Raw genomic sequence first — 17,196 nt, 5'->3', positions numbered from 1 at the left:
TAGCATCCTTATTAGTGTTCAACGTTATGACTTAGCCAATGCTTCAAGCGCTTTAAGACGAGATTTCATGTCTGAAAGGTTACGCAAGTGAGCTATTGATTTACGCCATTCTTTGTTTGTTGTATGGGGCATACCAGATGAGTAAATACCTGGTTCGGTGATTGATTTTGTCACCATACTCATGCCGGTAATTATAACACCATCACATACAGACATGTGACCATTAATTGCAACCATGCCACCAATTTGACAGTTCTTGCCAATGGTAACGCTTCCTGCAAGAACAGTGCAGCCCGCAATTGCGGTGCCTGAATTAACTTCAACGTTGTGCGCTATTTGACACTGATTATCTATAATAACATTGCTATGAATGATGGTATTGTCCAGTGCACCACGATCAATTGTCGTACTTGCACCAATTTCAACTTTGTTGCCTATGATCACTGAACCAAGCTGAGGTATTTTAACCCACTGCCCGCGCTCATTTGCATAGCCAAACCCATCACTACCTACAACACTATTTGCTTGAAACAAACAATCTGAACCAATTTCAACATCGTGATAAATAGTCACACTAGGCCAAAGCTTAGTGCCAGAACCTATTTTAACACGTTCCCCGATAAAACTGTTCGGACCAATTTGCGCGTTGTCACCTATCACTGCATGAGCTTCAATGACTGCGTTAGCACCAATAGCGGCGCTATCACTAACAATCGCTGTTGAATGAACAGTTGCACTTGGATGAATACCCGTCGAGGCTGAGCGTGGTGTTGTATCCATAAATTGCGCTAATTTTGCGTAACTTACATACGGATTAGCAACAATAATTTTGCTGCCACAAAAGTACTCTGCATCGGCTTGGCTTACTATTACAGCACTCGCTTGGGTAGTTTCAAGTTGCGATCGATATTTTGAGTTCGCTAAAAATGCAATATGCCCAGAATGGGCATTTGCAAGTGTCGCTATTTTTTTTATTTCTAAAGCGCCATCACCCTGAAGTTCGGCGCCTAGAAGTTCCGCAATTTGCGAAAGCGTATAATTTTGCATAGAGTGATTATTTCTTACTAACAGCGGCTACAACTTTAGATGAAAGATCAGTCACTTCTTTAGGGTTAAAGTAAATAGTAGTGTCTTTTACTTTAACTTCGTCGAAGTCGCCGTCTTTAGCAATCTCTTCAATTGTTTTGATGATTACACCTTGAACTTTAGCAAGCTCTTGGTTTTGACGCGCTTTAATCTCTTGCTCTAAAGGGCGACCTTGTTCAGCAAGATTTTTTTGCATGCCTTGAATTTTTTCACGCAGAGTATCTTTTTGAGCTTGGCTCATAGTTGTACTTTCACGTTTAAATTTTTCAGCTTCAAAACGAATATCGCCTTGTAACTTTTCAAGCTCTTGACGACGTTCAGCAAACTCAGTTTGTAAAGACTGTTCAATTTTAGCCATTTGAGGAATTTGCTTGTAGATTTCCTGCATATCAACAATACCTACTTTGTGTGCAAATGCATTCACAGAAGTACCCATCATTAACGTTGCTAAAACTGCTACAGCTGTTGATTTAAATAATTTTTTCACAAAAAACTCCTTTAGAAAGTGTTACTAATGTTAAAGCTGATGGTTTTCGTATCGTCATCTTCTTCTTTTTGCAATGGATACGCAAAACTGATCAGCATTGGACCCATTGGAGAGATCCATTGTAATGAAAGACCGGTTGAAACCCTAAAACGCATTGGGTCTGAATAGTCATCTAATTTAGCACGTTCATCAACGCCTAAGTTTTGATAGCGGTCTACGTTAAACTCAGTATCCCATACGTTTGCAGCATCAACAAAGAAGCTAGTACGTACAGAGCTGGTATTTTCTTCATCTAAGAATGGTGTAGGAACAATTAGCTCCATACCTGCCACTGCTTTAGCATTACCACCAATACGACCTTGTGGCACTAGAATATCAAATTCTGATGCACCACCAATATTACCCGTTGTAGTGCCGTCTGCACCTGGCGTACCCGGAATAGACGAAGGTATACGCGACACAGCACGTGGTAATATTGTATTACGGTCAAAACCACGTAGTTCCATTTCAGTTATACGGAAGTACTCTTGGAATGGAAGTGTTTGCTCATACCCGTTTGTAGAACCATAACCGTTACCATAACCAAGTGCTGCACGCGTCGAGAATACCCAACGGTGGTCATTTGATATAGGCCAGTAAAAACGCGAATCGTAATTCAGTTTAAAGTACTGAAGATCTGAGTTAGGCGTTGTTGCTGTTAAGTTTAGAGTTTGACGCGAACCCGCTGTTGGGAATAAACCACGGTTAACGGTGATACGCGACCAGCCAACACTCAGCTCATACTTAGTAAAGTCAAAGCCTGCATCTGGGTTATCTGGATCTAAGAATGTTTCACGAAGTACACGCGTTTGCTCGTACTCTGCAATATCCGAAAGCTCTTCTTTAATCCAACGGGCGCCAAAGTTAACACGATTTACAGCATCAATTGGAAAACCAATATTTGTGCCTAAACCATAACTTTTCGATTTATATTCAACAAGACTGAATTTACTTGCATCGTAGTTTCTGTAAAAGATGCTACTGCCTTGCGATACACCATCTGGCGTAAAGTATGGGTCTGTGTACGATAAGCTTAAGCTTTCAGAACCTGTAGACGTATTAAGGTTTAAACCAATTTGGTTACCTGTGCCTAAAAAGTTAGACTCTGTTACACCAATATTAAACTGCAGACCTAAGTAAGAACCATAAGCAAGACCAGCATTAAAGCTACCTGCAGATTGCTCTTTTACAGTAAAGTCTACATCTACTTGGTCATCCACACCGGGTACAGGCACTACGTTAAAATCAACAGTTTCCATGTAAGGTAGACGTTGAATTTGCAGTTTTGAACGCTCAAGGTTTTGATTAGATAACCATGCGCCTTCAAGTTGTGTCATTTCACGACGAAGTACTTCATCTGCCGTATTTTGGTTACCACCAACAATAATACGACGAACGTATACACGCTTACCTGGATTAACCGATAGTGTTAATTGTACTTCTTGCTTTTCGTCGTCAATTTCTGGAATTGTACGCACTTCAGCATTAGCGTAACCAAAACGTGCTAAGTAGCTTTTAATAAACTCTTCAGATGAAGTAACTACAGAACCGTTATAAAGCTCACCCGCTCTAAGTGGGATAACACTTTTAATTAAGTCTTCACGGCCAAGCAAGTCACCAATAAAGTCAAAACCTTTAACTTTATATTTTACGCCTTCAGTTAAGTTAGCTGTAACGTAAACTGATTCACGTTCAGGGCTCACTGAAACTTGCGTTGAGTCGATATTAAAACGTAGGTAACCACGGTCTAAATAATAACTACGAATTTTTTCTAAATCGCCTTCAATGGTTTGCTTTTGGTAACGGTCGCTACCCATAAACTGCCACCAAGGTAAATCTTGCTGCGATTCAGCAAGTTTAAGAAGCTCTTCATTAGAAAAAAGTTCATTACCCACTAAGTTAATTTGGCGGATAGAAGCAGCATCACCTTCATCAAACTCTAACTTAAGTTTAACGCGGTTACGTGGCAGCTTAGTAATACTGATATCTACTTTAGCGTTGTATTTACCAATGCTGTGGAAAAACTCAACTAAGCCTTTTTCGATACTATCGATAACGGTTTTATCAAGTGGTTCACCTTGGCGAATATCTTGCTGATCAAGAGACTCATTAAGCTGCTCGTCTTTAATGTCTTTATTGCCTTCAAACTCAATAAAGCTGATGGTAGGACGTTCCGTTACTTTAAAAATAACGTTGTTGCCATCACGAAGTGCTTTTATGTTATCAAAGTGCCCAGAACGATAAAGTGACTTTATTGTTTTTGAAATCGTATAGTCATCAACATTATCGCCTACGTTAATAGGAATATGTGTTAGCGCTGCACCAAGTGCTACGCGCTGCAAACCTTCAACTTTCAGGTCTTCAACAATAAAGGAGTTTTGGCCTAGGGCTGCAAAACTTGCACCCAATAAACTTGTTATTGCCAAATGTTTTTTTATAGCCATTTTATTATCTTTATCCTTTACAACTGTATTACCGCATAACACCTTACTAGTGGTGCTTTACAATCGTGTTCTAATTAGTAATTTGCCACGCTGTAACTACAAACGCGATACATCATTGAACAAAGCGAAACATGTTAGAAAAATGAGTAACAAGGCACCCACTTTAAAACCAAACTCTTGTGTCTTTTCAGAGACCGGCTTTTTACGAAAAAGTTCAATTATGTAATACATTAAGTGTCCGCCATCAAGCACTGGTAAGGGTAATAAATTAAATACACCCAAGTTAACGCTTATTAAGGCTAAAAAGCTTAAAAAGGCCACTAACCCATAGCTTACGCTAGTTCCAGCGCCTACTGCAATGCCCACAGGGCCACTTAAATTTTTAACCGAAACCTGGCCTGTAATTAAATTACCAATCATGTCAAAACTGAGTGTAATTAAGCGCCACGTTTCTTTTGTGCCTCGCACAATACTATCGAGCGGGCCGTAATGTCTTGTCTCTACATAGCCATCAGGCCATTGCTGTACAACAGGAGCAACACCTAAAAAGCCTTGCTCAATACCGTTATTATCAATGCGCCCTTTAGGGGTAACTGTAATGGCTTGTATAGTATCTTGTCTTTTTACACTAAATTGTAAAGATTTGTTAGCTGATTGCGTAATAAGATTAACTAATTGCTGCCAATTGCTTATTGTTTCACCGTTTACAGCCAGAATTGTGTCGTTAACTTGTAAATTAGCGTGTTCTGCGGCTGAGTCTTTAGTTACGGCGGCAATTGTTAAAGTTGCTTGAGGTCTAAATGGCACAATACCTAACGAACTTAATGGTGGTACGTCTCGCTGGTCAAGCTTCCAACCCTCTAAATTAAGCGTTTTAACGCGTGGTTGAAGGTTTTTATCACGAACAATAACTTCAACGCTTTCTTCGCCTAAGTTAGACATAAGCGCAAACGTGACATCTTGCCATGTCGTTATGTCATCATCACCAATTTTTATAATATGTTGAGAAGGCATAATGCCCGCCTGCTCTGCGCGACTGCCTTCGGTTATGCTGCCAACAACTGGCTTAACCGATTGCACTCCTACCATATACATCACCGCAAGAGCAAAAATGGCAAACAGAAAGTTAGCCATTGGTCCCGCAGCAACAATAGCAATCCGCGCTTGTACAGATTTAGAGTTAAACGACAAGTGTCGTTGATTTGCTGGTACGTCATCAACTCGCTCATCAAGCATTTTTACATATCCGCCTAATGGAATGGCGGCAATCACGTATTCGGTATTATATTTGTCATGCCATTTTAACAGTGGCTTACCAAAACCAATTGAAAAACGCAGCACTTTGACGCCCATTTTTCGTGCAACCCAAAAATGGCCATATTCATGTATGGCCACTAAAATACCAAGCGCTAAAATAAATGAGCCAAGATTCCAAAAAAAATCAAACATATTAATGCGCCACTTTTGTTATAAATTCTGAAGCGCTAATACGCGCTAATTTATCACACTCTAAAATTTCATCTAGGCTTTGCACATTGGTGTAAGTTGCAGCTTCTAGCGTCTGTGCATTTATTTTGTATATATCGGTAAAACCAATTTTACCGTTTAAGAATGCGCCCACAGCTATTTCATTTGCTGCGTTAACCGTTGTTGTCGCGCCCTGCCCTGCACTACACGCATCAATTGCTAATTGTAAATTTGGATAACGAGAAAAATCAGGTTTAGTAAACGAAAAATCACAAATGTCAGAGAAGTTTAACGGTTTAACACCCGCATTAATTCGCTCAGGATACGCAAGTGCATGGGCAATTGGCGTGCGCATATCGGGGTTACCCATTTGCGCTAAAATAGAACCATCGTGGTACTGCACCATTGAATGAATAATACTTTGCGGATGAATAACTACATCAATATCACTCGCATCACAATTGAATAACCACTTAGCTTCAATAAACTCTAAGCCTTTGTTCATCATAGTTGCGGAATCTACTGATATTTTTTGACCCATCGACCAGTTAGGGTGTGCAACGGCTTCACTTACGGTTACATCTTTTAACGTATTTATATCACGCGTTAAAAACGGGCCACCAGAGCCGGTAAGCAAAATTTTACTTACGCCATGTTGCTGTAGTTTTTGATCGCCTTTGGCATTTTGTAACGAAGAAGGTAGGCATTGAAAAATTGCATTATGCTCACTATCTATTGGCAGCAAAGTGGCTTTATGTTGTTTAACTTTATCAATAAACAACTGACCTGACATAACTAAAGATTCTTTATTAGCTAGTAGTACTTTTTTACCCGCTTCAACAGCACTTAATGTGGGTAGTAAACCAGCTGCACCTACAATTGCCGACATTACAATGTCAACATCAGGATGAGCACATAAGTCACTCATTGCTTGCTCACCGTGCATAACAAGAGTTTGGCACTGAGTATTAGCTAAATACGCAGATAACTGCTCTGCGGCCTGCTGGTTAGCCATAATCGCATAAAGCGGTTCATGTTCAATACACAACTCTGCCATTTTCTTTGCATTTTGTCCTGCAGCCAAAACAAAAACATCAAATAACTCTTTATTGCCCGACACAACATCAAGTGTACTTAAACCAATTGAGCCTGTTGCGCCTAAAATAACCAGCAATTGCTTTTGGCTCATAAACTAAGAGTCCACGCATAGCACATAACAAACATTGGAGCAGCAGCCGTTAAGCTGTCAATTCTATCTAAAATACCGCCGTGCCCTGGTAAACATCGACCGCTATCTTTTAAACCAGCTTCACGTTTAAACATGCTTTCCAGTAAATCACCTACCGCAGAAAACAACGCAATAAATGCTGTCATTATCGCGTACACAGGCCATACAACTAAATCAACATCGGTAAAGTGACAAAATGCTAATACAAAAATAATAGAAGCGACTACACCGCCTGCTAACCCTTCAATTGTTTTATTAGGGCTTACTTTAGGCATTAACTTATGTTTACCAAAACTTTTACCCGTAAAGTAAGCACCCACATCTGCGCTCCATACAATACCAAGTACCACTAAAATAAGCACCGAACCAAAATGAGTTGATTCAGCATATTGCGCGCTACGTAGTGTATTTAGTGCAAGCCATAGCGGTACAAGCGTGAGTAGCCCCGCAATGCCGCGCATAACTAGGCCTTCATTCCACGCTTTAGCCATTTCTGGGTAGCGCCAAATTAAATAGCTAGCAACAATCCACCAAGCAAACGAAAGCGTAAATACGTAATTTGCATCACCGACTAGCTTGCCATTTTCCCATAATGATTCAATAGGCCAATGTAAATTAAGCAAGGCAAGTAAAGCGCCAATAAACACAACAAAGGCAGCACGTTTAAGCTTGTCGCAAAGGCCCATAAATGCAGACCATTCCCATGCGCCTAATAATACAATTGCACCAGCAAAGTAACTAAATAACGTAAGCGGTGTATAAAAAACCAAAGCCAATGCTAATGGAGCTAGCACTAGAGAGGTTAAAATTCGTTGTTTTAACAAAATGTGACCCTTATTCTATTTAGGTTTGAGCGAGTAATTGTTTTATTTGTTCGCCCGTACAACCAAAACGTCGCTCTCTGGCAACGTAACACGCAATGGCCTCAGCAAATGCTGCTTCATTAAAATCTGGCCAAAGTGTCTCGGTAAAGTAAAGTTCTGCATAAGCAACTTGCCATAGTAAAAAATTACTAATACGAACATCGCCACCAGTGCGAATAAGTAAATCAGGTTCAGCCTGATCTGCCATGCTCATATGCTGTGCTAAGCGCTCTTCTGTAATATCTTCTGCGTTTAGTGTGCCCTGCGCAACTTGCAAAGCAAGTTGTTTTGCCGCATTGGCAACATCCCAACGACCACCGTAATTAGCTGCAACATTTAAACGCAACCCGGTGTTATTTTCAGTCAGCTTATGCGCAGCGTCTACCTTGCTACGTAATCCTTCAGAAAATCGTGATAAGTCTCCAATAATGGTCAGTTTTACATTGTTTTTATGAAGCTTTTTAACTTCCTTTGTTAAAACAAATAAGAAAAGCTCCATTAAAGTGTTTACTTCGTCTTCAGGGCGGCGCCAGTTTTCACTACTAAAAGCAAATAAGGTTAACGATTGTATCCCTAATTTAGTACAAAACTGAACAGATTGACGAACTGCGTCTACGCCTTTTTTATGCCCATACACACGAGGTCTATTTCTAGCTTGCGCCCAACGTCCGTTCCCATCCATGATGATAGCAACATGTTTGGGTAAACATTGCTGTGAAATTGTGTCAGCATCTAGAACCATAAATATCGAGTATTCCATAAAAAAACGCCGCCTAGTATACCCTAGACGGCGTTTCAAAACTAATAATTTTAGTTGCTTAGATTTCCATCAATTCTGTTTCTTTGGCAGCTAATAAAGTATCCATTTCTTTAATAAACTTATCAGTAAGCTTTTGAATCGCATCATCTGATTGACGCGCTTCATCTTCAGATATGTCTTTATCTTTTAATAAACCCTTTACATCGCCATTAGCATCACGACGAATGTTACGAATAGCAACACGACCGCCTTCAACTTCGCCACGTACAATTTTGATTAGATCTTTACGACGCTCTTCTGTAAGTGGAGGAAGTGGTACGCGAATAACAGTACCTGCCGACATAGGGTTTAAACCTAAGTCAGACGCCATAATTGCTTTTTCAACAGCTTGCGCTAAAGACTTATCAAATACACCAATAGCAAGTGTACGAGAATCTTCAATTGTTACGTTAGCAACTTGGTTTAAAGGCGTTGGAGCACCGTAGTACGACACCATAATGCCATCTAGGATTGCAGGATGTGCACGGCCAGTACGAATTTTAGATAATTGGCTACCTAGTGCAGTTACACTTTTTTGCATGCGCGCTTGCGCGTCTTTTTGAATATCGTTAATCACGGTTTAATCCTAATTATTTGATTATTTCATCTGAGGCTTGTGAAGAAATAAGTGTACCTTCTTCTTCACCCATAATTACGCGTTTTAGCGCGCCTGATTTATTCATGTTAAATACGCTCAATGGCATATTGTGATCGCGGGCTAGAGTAAATGCCGCTAAATCCATAACTTTTAATTCTTTTTCAATGATTTCATTGTAGCTTAAGTGGGTATAAAGCGTCGCATCTGGGTTTTTAACAGGGTCATCACTGTATACGCCATCAACCTTAGTCGCTTTAATTACTGTATCCGCTTCAATTTCGATACCGCGTAAACATGCTGCAGAATCGGTAGTAAAAAATGGGTTACCAGTACCCGCTGCAAAAATGACTACGCGACCAGTTTTCAATAAACTAATTGCTTCAGCCCAGTTATAAGCGTCACATACACCATTAAGCGGAATAGCCGACATAAGACGACAATTTACAAATGCACGGTGTAGCGCATCACGCATTGCAAGGCCGTTCATAACCGTTGCAAGCATACCCATGTGATCGCCTACTACGCGATTCATACCTGCTTCTGCAAGTGATCCACCGCGTAAAAAATTACCTCCACCAATAACTAAACCCACTTCTACGTCGAGCTCTACTAGCTCTTTAATTTCTTGTGCCATACGGTCTAAAACTTTAGGATCGATGCCGAAGCCTTCGTCTCCCATTAAAGCTTCACCACTTAATTTGAGAAGAACACGTCTAAAAATAGGTTTGCGATTGATAGTCATAGTATTGGGGCCAACTTTTATTGAATTATGGATAAAAAATAACCGCGCTTATGTTAAACATAAAAGCGCGGTTATTTTAAAGAATTTCTAGCTGCGAAGCAAAACCAAATAGTACTTTAATTGCATCTAATTTCATTATCCTTCACAAATAGTAATCTTACTTAGCTTTAGCAGCAGCAATTTGAGCAGCAACTTCAGCAGCAAAATCTTCTTCTTTCTTCTCGATACCTTCACCAACTTCTACACGTACGAAGCTAGTAACTGTTGCGTTTTTCTCTTTAAGAATATCGCCAACAGTTTTCTTAGGCTCCATGATGAAAGCTTGACCAGTAAGAGAAACCTCACCAGTGAATTTTTTCATGCGGCCAACAACCATCTTCTCAGCGATTTCAGCAGGCTTGCCTTCATTCATCGCGATTTCGATTTGTACTTGCTTTTCTTTAGCAACAACATCGGCTGGTACATCTGAAGGTGTTAAGTATTCAGGGCTAGATGCAGCAACGTGCATTGCAACGTGCTTAAGTGTTTCTTCGTCAGCAACACCCGCAACAACAACACCGATACGATCGCCATGACGGTACTCAACTAGGTTTTCACCAGTTACGTACTGTAAACGACGTACATTGATGTTTTCGCCAATTTTAGTCACTAGCTCAACACGGTCTTCTTCAAACTTAGCTTGTAAGTCTTCGATAGAGATAGTGTCAGCAATTGCAGCGTCAGCAACTTTGTTAGCAAATGCTAAGAAGCTTACGTCTTTTGCAACGAAATCTGTTTGACAGTTAACTTCTACTAGTACTGCAACACCCGCGTTTTGCTTGATGATGATAGTACCTTCAGCAGCAATGTTACCTGCTTTTTTAGCAGCTTTAGCAGCGCCACTTTTACGCATGTTTTCAATCGCTAACTCGATGTCGCCATCAGTCTCAGTTAACGCTTTTTTACAATCCATCATGCCAGCGCCTGTGCGCTCGCGTAATTCTTTAACTAGGGCAGTAGTTACAGCCATTAGTAAATCCTCAAATCTGAAATCAGGTTAGATAAGCGGGTTACCCGCTCGACAAGAATAGCAAGTCTTCACCTTAAAAAGATGAAGACTTGATGACAGCTAATTACTCAGCTTCAACGAAATCGTCTTTCTCAGCTTGAGCAACGATGTTATTCTCGCGACCTTCAGTAATAGCAGCTGCAACAGCGCTAGTGTAAAGGCTTACAGCACGGATAGCATCATCGTTACCAGGTACGATGTAATCAACACCGTCTGGGTTAGAGTTAGTATCTACGATTGCAACAACTGGAATACCTAGGTTGTTTGCTTCACGGATAGCAATGTGCTCGTGGTCAGCATCGATAACGAAAAGCGCGTCTGGAAGACCGCCCATGTTTTTGATACCACCAAGGCTCTTTTCAAGCTTTTCCATTTCGCGGTTAAGCGTTAACGTTTCTTTCTTAGTTAATTTCTCGAAAGTTCCGTCTTGGCTTTGTGCTTCAAGGTCTTTAAGACGCTTGATTGATTGACGTACAGTTTTCCAGTTAGTCAACATACCACCTAACCAACGGTGATTTACGAAGAACTGGTCGCTTTCTAAAGCAGCTGATTTAACTGCGTCGCTTGCTGCGCGCTTAGTACCAACGAAAAGAACTTTACCTTTGTTTGCTGCAGCACTTGATAAAAACTTAAGTGCGTCGTTGAACATTGGTACAGTTTGCTCAAGGTTGATGATATGTACACGGTTACGTGTGCCGAAGATGAAAGGCTTCATCTTAGGGTTCCAGTAACGTGCTTGGTGACCAAAGTGAACACCAGCTTGAAGCATATCGCGCATTGAAACGTTTGCCATTTTATAGATCCTCTATAGTTGTTTAGGGTTAGGCCTCCACATATCCCATAGCACCAACACCGAAGTAATTAAACTTCAAATGCACCCAAGTGTATGTGACGATACGTGTGTGTGTTAAAATAAAATTGTGTTTGCCTTAAATACAAAAAATCATTTAAGAATTTATTTGTAAAAAGACGGCGCGCTTTATACCATATTAAAATTAAATACTCAACATCGCGTGCAAAATTTGTTCGACGATAAATGTTAAAAACTCAACTTTGGAGCCTCAATGAGCGCTATTATCAAGACCCCTGAAGAAATAGAGAAAATGCGCGTAGCTGGGCGCTTAGCGGCCGATGTACTTGAAATGATCGGCCCTCATGTAGTGCCAGGTGTTACCACCGATGAGCTAAATACACTTTGTCATGATTATATTGTTAATGTGCAACAAGCAATCCCTGCTCCGTTAAATTATCATGGCTTTCCAAAATCAGTTTGTACGTCAGTTAATCATGTTATTTGTCACGGAATTCCAAATGACAAAGCATTAAAAGAAGGCGACAGTGTAAATATCGACGTAACTGTCATCAAAGATGGTTACCACGGCGACACATCTAAAATGTTCCACGTTGGTACACCAAACATTCAAGCTAAGCGTCTTGCAGAAGTAACACAAGAAAGCTTATACCTTGCTATTAAAATGGTAAAACCAGGTGTGCGCTTGGGTGATATTGGCTCAGCAATTCAAAAATATGCAGAGAGCTTTAACTACTCAATTGTACGTGAATATTGCGGCCACGGTATCGGCGCAGGATTTCATGAAGAACCACAAATAATGCATTACGGTAAAGCCGGTACTGGCGAAGCCTTAAAAGCAGGTATGTGTTTAACTATTGAACCTATGGTTAATGCGGGTAAACGCCAATGCAAACTTCTTAAAGATGATTGGACAGTAGTAACACGCGACCGTAGTTTGTCTGCACAGTGGGAACATACTTTATTAGTGACTGAAAATGGTGTTGAAATTTTAACGCTACGATCAGATGATACTATCGAGCGGATCATAGAACACTAATAAAACCGAAACACTTGATAAGAAAATTCTTATCCGTGTGAAAGGTTCAACAAGGAGCCAGCCCACGTGGCATTACCCAACAAAGTAAAAAAGTTGCTTAGCGATGCAGAGCAACTTAGTGATTATCGCGATTGTTCTAGCTATTTTTATAAATGGTTACATAACGAATTTTCTAAACAACCGGTTGGGAATTTAATTAATGCCCGGGCTGAGTTTATTGACCGCCTACTCATTAAGCTTTTTCATGTTTACGACTTAGCGCGCGAACCTGATTTAGCATTAATAGCGGTAGGCGGATACGGACGTGGTGAGCTACATCCCTACTCCGACATCGACTTTTTATTGCTTGTAACTAAACCGCCAAGCGAAGAAATATGCGAAAAAATAGGCCAGTTTGTCACCATGCTATGGGATCTCAACTTAGAGATTGGTCACAGCGTGCGTACGATAGAACAAGCCATTGAGCAAAAACGTGAAGACGTTACTTTTGCCACCAGCTTGCTCGAAAGCCGCCTTATTTTTGGTAACCACATTGAGTTTGAAAAACTCAAAATGCATATTCTTGAAACGCCAGTATGGCGCTCAGGTGAATTTTTTACTGCCAAAGTTCAAGAACAAAACTTACGCCACAGAAAGTGCCACGGCACCGCGTATAATCTTGAGCCAAACATTAAAGAAAACCCCGGTGGTCTGCGCGACTTACAAACCATTATTTGGGTGGCAAAAAAGCATTTTAGAACCGAAACCCTGCAAGAGTTAATAAGCCACGGATACTTAACTCACGAAGAGTTTCAAGAGCTTTCTGAGTGCCTAGAAAACCTATGGAACATTCGCTTTGCACTGCATTTAGCTGCAGGTCGAGCTGAAAACCGCTTATTGTTTGATCATCAACCGCAAGCCGCCGAAATTTTAGGTTTTGGTAGCGACGGTAAAGCCTCTGTTGAGCGTATGATGAAACGCTTATTTAGAATAATGAGCCGCGTGCGCGAACTTAACCAAATGCTACTTTCATACTTTGAACAAAGTATAATGCCCGAAAGTAGTGCTGTGGCAGCAATAGAACTCGACAGAAACTTTGAGCAAGTAGGTCATCAAATACGCGTAAAAGATCCGTCGGTATTTTTTAGACGCGACCAACTCTTTGTATTGTTTGAGCACATAGCCGATAACCCAGCAATAACGCATATTTACCCAAGTACTATTCGTACTATTCGCCAAGTGCGCCGTCGTTTATTGGGCGATTTGCAAGATTACGCAGCCTGTCGCGAAGCCTTTTTACGCTTAGTTAAACATCCTAACGGCATGGGCCGCGCATTTACGCTCATGCACAAGCACGGCATGCTTGCCGCCTACTTACCGCAGTGGCGTAATATATTTGGGCAAATGCAGTTTGATTTGTTTCACGCGTACACCGTAGATGAGCACACTCACAAATTAATCAAAAACATTTACGAATATTTTGATAAAACAGGCATTAGCGAGTTTCCTATTTGTAGTGAAATAGTCACTCGAATGGACAAACCAGAGCTACTTTATTTAGCCGGTATATTTCACGACATTGCTAAAGGCCGAGGTGGCGACCACTCAGAACTTGGCGCTGTTGACGCAATAGCATTTGCTAAATTACATGGTTTTTCATCGGTGGATGCAAAGCTCGTTGCATGGCTTGTAAGTAACCATTTACTTATGTCGGTTACCGCACAGCGTAAAGACATTAACGATCCTGCTGTAATAAAAGACTTCGCTACACGCGTTAAAACAGAGCGCCAACTCGACTACTTATATTGTTTAACCGTTGCCGACATACGTGCAACCAACGACAACTTATGGAACGATTGGAAAAACACCCTACTGCGTGAGCTATACTTACACACGCAGCGCGCTTTGCGCCTAGGGCTCGAAAACCCAATGGACCAACGCGACCAAATTCGCGACAAAAAGCACCAAGCTAAACAACGCTTAATAAATCTGGGTTATCAAGAGGAAAAAATTGATTTAATTTGGAGCCGCTTTAAAGCCAACTACTTTACCGCCTTTAGCGAACAACAAATATCATGGCAAAGTGAGCATTTATTAACTAGCACAGACTTAAGCCAGCCAAGTGTTGTTGTATCTAACAAAGCTATGCATGGTGGCACACAAGTATTTGTATACAGCCCCTACTCTGGCCCACTGTTTGCCCGATTAGTAAGTGTGATTGGCTCTAAAAAAGCGCAAATACAACATGCGCAAGTACTGACCACAAAAGACGGTTACGTCTTGTTTAGCTTTGTAATACTTGAAGTAAGTGGCGACCCTATTGCAAGTGGTCGAGCGCAATCAATTAAACGTGGGCTTGAGCAAGCACTAAGCGATCCGCGTAAAAAGATTCGCTTTAAAAAGAGCCGCTCTCAACGCTTTAAAGATTTTAATATTAAACCTAAAATTGTGTTGCGCCCACATGCACGCAAAGACCGTAGCTTAATAGAAATTCAAGCCGTCGATATACAAGGTTTACTAACCAAAATAGCCGAAGTTTTCCAAGCGCATTTACTACACATTCACGCTGCCCGTATTACAACGGTAGGTGAACGTGCCGAGGATTTCTTTGTCGTATCTAATAACGAATACCAAGCGCTGACTGATGAAGAGCAAGCAAAAATTCATCAGGCATTACGTAAAAAATTCAACGCCGAAACAGAATAGAGGACACACATGTCAGATTTAAAAACGATGATCGAAAACGCATGGGACAACCGCGATAGCATTAGCCCAAGCACAGTATCAAGCGACGTAAAGCAAGCCATTATTGACGCACTTGATTTACTTGATAGCGGCGCAGCACGCGTTGCTGAAAAAATATCTGGTGAATGGGTTGTACACCAGTGGCTTAAAAAAGCAGTATTACTGTCGTTTCGTATTCGCGACAACCAACCAATGAACGACGGTGTAAACCAGTTTTATGACAAAGTACCACTTAAATTTAGCGACTACACGCCAGAGCAATTTCAACAAGGTGGTATGCGCGTAGTGCCTAACGCTGTAGCACGTAAAGGCAGCTTTGTAGGTAAAAACGTAGTACTTATGCCATCGTACGTAAACATTGGCGCATATGTTGACGACGGCACCATGGTTGATACATGGGCAACTGTAGGCTCGTGTGCACAAATTGGTAAGAACGTACATTTATCAGGTGGCGTAGGCATAGGCGGTGTTTTAGAGCCTCTACAAGCTAACCCAACCATCATTGAAGACAACTGCTTTATTGGCGCACGTTCTGAAATTGTGGAAGGTGTAATAGTTGAAGAAGGCGCTGTTATTTCAATGGGTGTTTACATCAGCCAAAGCACCCGTATTTATGACCGAGAAACTGGTGAAATTCACTACGGCCGCGTACCAGCAGGTGCCGTAGTTGTACCAGGCGCACTACCGTCAAAAGATGGTACTCACAGCCTTTACGCTGCAATTATCGTGAAAAAAGTAGATAAGCAAACACGTGAAAAAGTAGGCATCAACGCCCTACTACGCTCAATTGATGAGTGACACGTAGGTTGGGTTGAGTGAAACGAAACCCAACGATACTTTGAAGTTAAGTGTTTTAGCTAAACTTTAATTGTATATAGAAAGCTCTAAGCCCTTTGGCTTAGGGCTTTTTTGTTTATGGCAATAAACTCTCAATCAAGTAGCATTACTTTTGTCTTAATAAATAACGTATTAACTGGATCTTCTATCTTAAAGTCATACATGTAGTCTGTTTCTTTATTAAATCTTTTTAAGTAATAATTAGCTAATGGATCATAGCGATTCTCATGCAGCCAACTGTAAAACTTCCCTAACTCATAACTTAGCTTTCGACTGAGATCTGACTTGGGTTCAAGAAGCCCATCATTATCTAAATCTATAATATTCATTAATTGAAGGTTTATTTTTATTTCATCAATTAATGGCTCTAGTGACTTTCTATAATTGGTAGCTTTAATTTCTAGATTTGTCTCTAAAGGTTCTGCTTCGTAAACCATAATTAAATTATCAATAACATCATTATAATAATCATTGTTTAACCTTATCTCAGACTCGTTTTTTAAAATATATAACTGTTCTAAATTGGATGATTTAGCCTCTATAGGTTGCCTAGTTAAATTCAGCTTAAAATCGTTAAATAATTTTGTTATTGCTTGAGATAAAACATCTAGATAGTCATACCTCCTAAGAAGAAAGCAAAACAGCTCGTTAGAGTTAAGAACCATAACTAAATCACTCTCACCCACTTTATTACTATATAAATTAACAGTAAGTTCACCATTCTCCATGTGGTTATCGTAAGGCCAACTAGCAAATCTTTTACAATCTGTATGATTTAAGTTTACTGGATGCGCGCCAAATGAGGCTCTTATCGATTTGAAATAACTGTTATCATCCTCGTCAAATAAACGATTTATAAAACATTCTTTTTCACCAGAGAAAGGTAAAGTCTTTGGGTTTATAAACACTCGGTGTAGTTGGGTTATTGATTCTGAAACAAGATCTATCGCAGAAATTAAAGAAAACATCTGCATAACACGCATA

The 17,196-nt window shown here is 40.5% G+C and carries 15 protein-coding genes; 3 read left to right on the top strand and 12 right to left on the bottom strand.

Features of this window, described 5'->3' with window-relative positions; all coding sequences use genetic code 11:
• Positions 1-24 precede the first annotated feature (24 nt).
• The 11 genes from lpxD to rpsB form a co-directional block, all read right to left on the bottom strand.
• Positions 25-1,047 (bottom strand): UDP-3-O-(3-hydroxymyristoyl)glucosamine N-acyltransferase, encoded by a 1,023-nt coding sequence (lpxD, locus tag CXF89_RS05520; protein ID WP_121954028.1) that lies wholly within the window; start codon positions 1,045-1,047, stop codon positions 25-27.
• A 7-nt stretch (positions 1,048-1,054) separates the two neighbouring features.
• The gene (locus tag CXF89_RS05515) at positions 1,055-1,573 is read right to left on the bottom strand and encodes an OmpH/Skp family outer membrane protein (protein ID WP_007580993.1); all 519 of its coding nucleotides are present in this window, start codon (positions 1,571-1,573) and stop codon (positions 1,055-1,057) included.
• Between the two features lie 11 nt (positions 1,574-1,584).
• Positions 1,585-4,056, bottom strand: a complete 2,472-nt coding sequence (bamA, locus tag CXF89_RS05510) for an outer membrane protein assembly factor BamA (RefSeq protein WP_121954042.1) — start codon at positions 4,054-4,056, stop codon at positions 1,585-1,587.
• Between the two features lie 96 nt (positions 4,057-4,152).
• Positions 4,153-5,505 (bottom strand): sigma E protease regulator RseP, encoded by a 1,353-nt coding sequence (gene rseP / locus CXF89_RS05505; RefSeq protein WP_121954027.1) that lies wholly within the window; start codon positions 5,503-5,505, stop codon positions 4,153-4,155.
• Between the two features lies 1 nt (position 5,506).
• The gene (gene ispC / locus CXF89_RS05500) at positions 5,507-6,712 is read right to left on the bottom strand and encodes a 1-deoxy-D-xylulose-5-phosphate reductoisomerase (protein ID WP_121954026.1); all 1,206 of its coding nucleotides are present in this window, start codon (positions 6,710-6,712) and stop codon (positions 5,507-5,509) included.
• A complete protein-coding gene (locus tag CXF89_RS05495) occupies positions 6,709-7,575 on the bottom strand; it encodes a phosphatidate cytidylyltransferase (protein WP_007580986.1) in 867 nt (288 codons plus the stop codon). The genes ispC and CXF89_RS05495 overlap by 4 nt, the downstream gene beginning before the upstream one ends.
• A gap of 19 nt (positions 7,576-7,594) precedes the next feature.
• Positions 7,595-8,374: an isoprenyl transferase gene (locus tag CXF89_RS05490; protein ID WP_007580985.1), complete on the bottom strand. Its 780-nt coding sequence runs from the start codon at positions 8,372-8,374 to the stop codon at positions 7,595-7,597.
• A gap of 58 nt (positions 8,375-8,432) precedes the next feature.
• Positions 8,433-8,954, bottom strand: coding sequence for a ribosome recycling factor (gene frr, locus CXF89_RS05485; RefSeq protein WP_206008562.1), 522 nt, complete (start codon positions 8,952-8,954; stop codon positions 8,433-8,435).
• A 49-nt stretch (positions 8,955-9,003) separates the two neighbouring features.
• Positions 9,004-9,753: a UMP kinase gene (gene pyrH / locus CXF89_RS05480; protein ID WP_007580982.1), complete on the bottom strand. Its 750-nt coding sequence runs from the start codon at positions 9,751-9,753 to the stop codon at positions 9,004-9,006.
• 157 nt (positions 9,754-9,910) lie between these two features.
• On the bottom strand, positions 9,911-10,762 hold the full coding sequence (tsf, locus tag CXF89_RS05475) for a translation elongation factor Ts (protein WP_007580981.1): 852 nt from the start codon (positions 10,760-10,762) through the stop codon (positions 9,911-9,913).
• Between the two features lie 103 nt (positions 10,763-10,865).
• Positions 10,866-11,594 (bottom strand): 30S ribosomal protein S2, encoded by a 729-nt coding sequence (gene rpsB / locus CXF89_RS05470; protein ID WP_007580978.1) that lies wholly within the window; start codon positions 11,592-11,594, stop codon positions 10,866-10,868.
• Positions 11,595-11,865: 271 nt separating this feature from the next.
• Between rpsB and map the strand changes: the two genes are divergently transcribed.
• From map to dapD, 3 genes are all read left to right on the top strand, one after another.
• On the top strand, positions 11,866-12,651 hold the full coding sequence (gene map, locus CXF89_RS05465; protein WP_007580976.1) for a type I methionyl aminopeptidase: 786 nt from the start codon (positions 11,866-11,868) through the stop codon (positions 12,649-12,651).
• 66 nt (positions 12,652-12,717) lie between these two features.
• On the top strand, positions 12,718-15,336 hold the full coding sequence (gene glnD / locus CXF89_RS05460; RefSeq protein ID WP_121954025.1) for a [protein-PII] uridylyltransferase: 2,619 nt from the start codon (positions 12,718-12,720) through the stop codon (positions 15,334-15,336).
• A 9-nt stretch (positions 15,337-15,345) separates the two neighbouring features.
• Positions 15,346-16,173 carry a 2,3,4,5-tetrahydropyridine-2,6-dicarboxylate N-succinyltransferase gene (gene dapD / locus CXF89_RS05455; protein WP_002958324.1) on the top strand — a complete coding sequence of 276 codons (828 nt, stop codon included), beginning with the start codon at positions 15,346-15,348 and terminating at the stop codon, positions 16,171-16,173.
• A gap of 131 nt (positions 16,174-16,304) precedes the next feature.
• Here the strand turns inward: dapD and CXF89_RS05450 are convergent.
• A partial coding sequence (locus CXF89_RS05450; RefSeq protein WP_121954024.1) for a hypothetical protein occupies positions 16,305-17,196 on the bottom strand: 892 nt, incomplete at its 5' end.

The sequence above is a fragment of the Pseudoalteromonas sp. MelDa3 genome (assembly GCF_002863625.1).
Classification (GTDB): domain Bacteria; phylum Pseudomonadota; class Gammaproteobacteria; order Enterobacterales; family Alteromonadaceae; genus Pseudoalteromonas; species Pseudoalteromonas arctica.
This window is presented reverse-complemented; position numbering and strand designations above follow the sequence as displayed.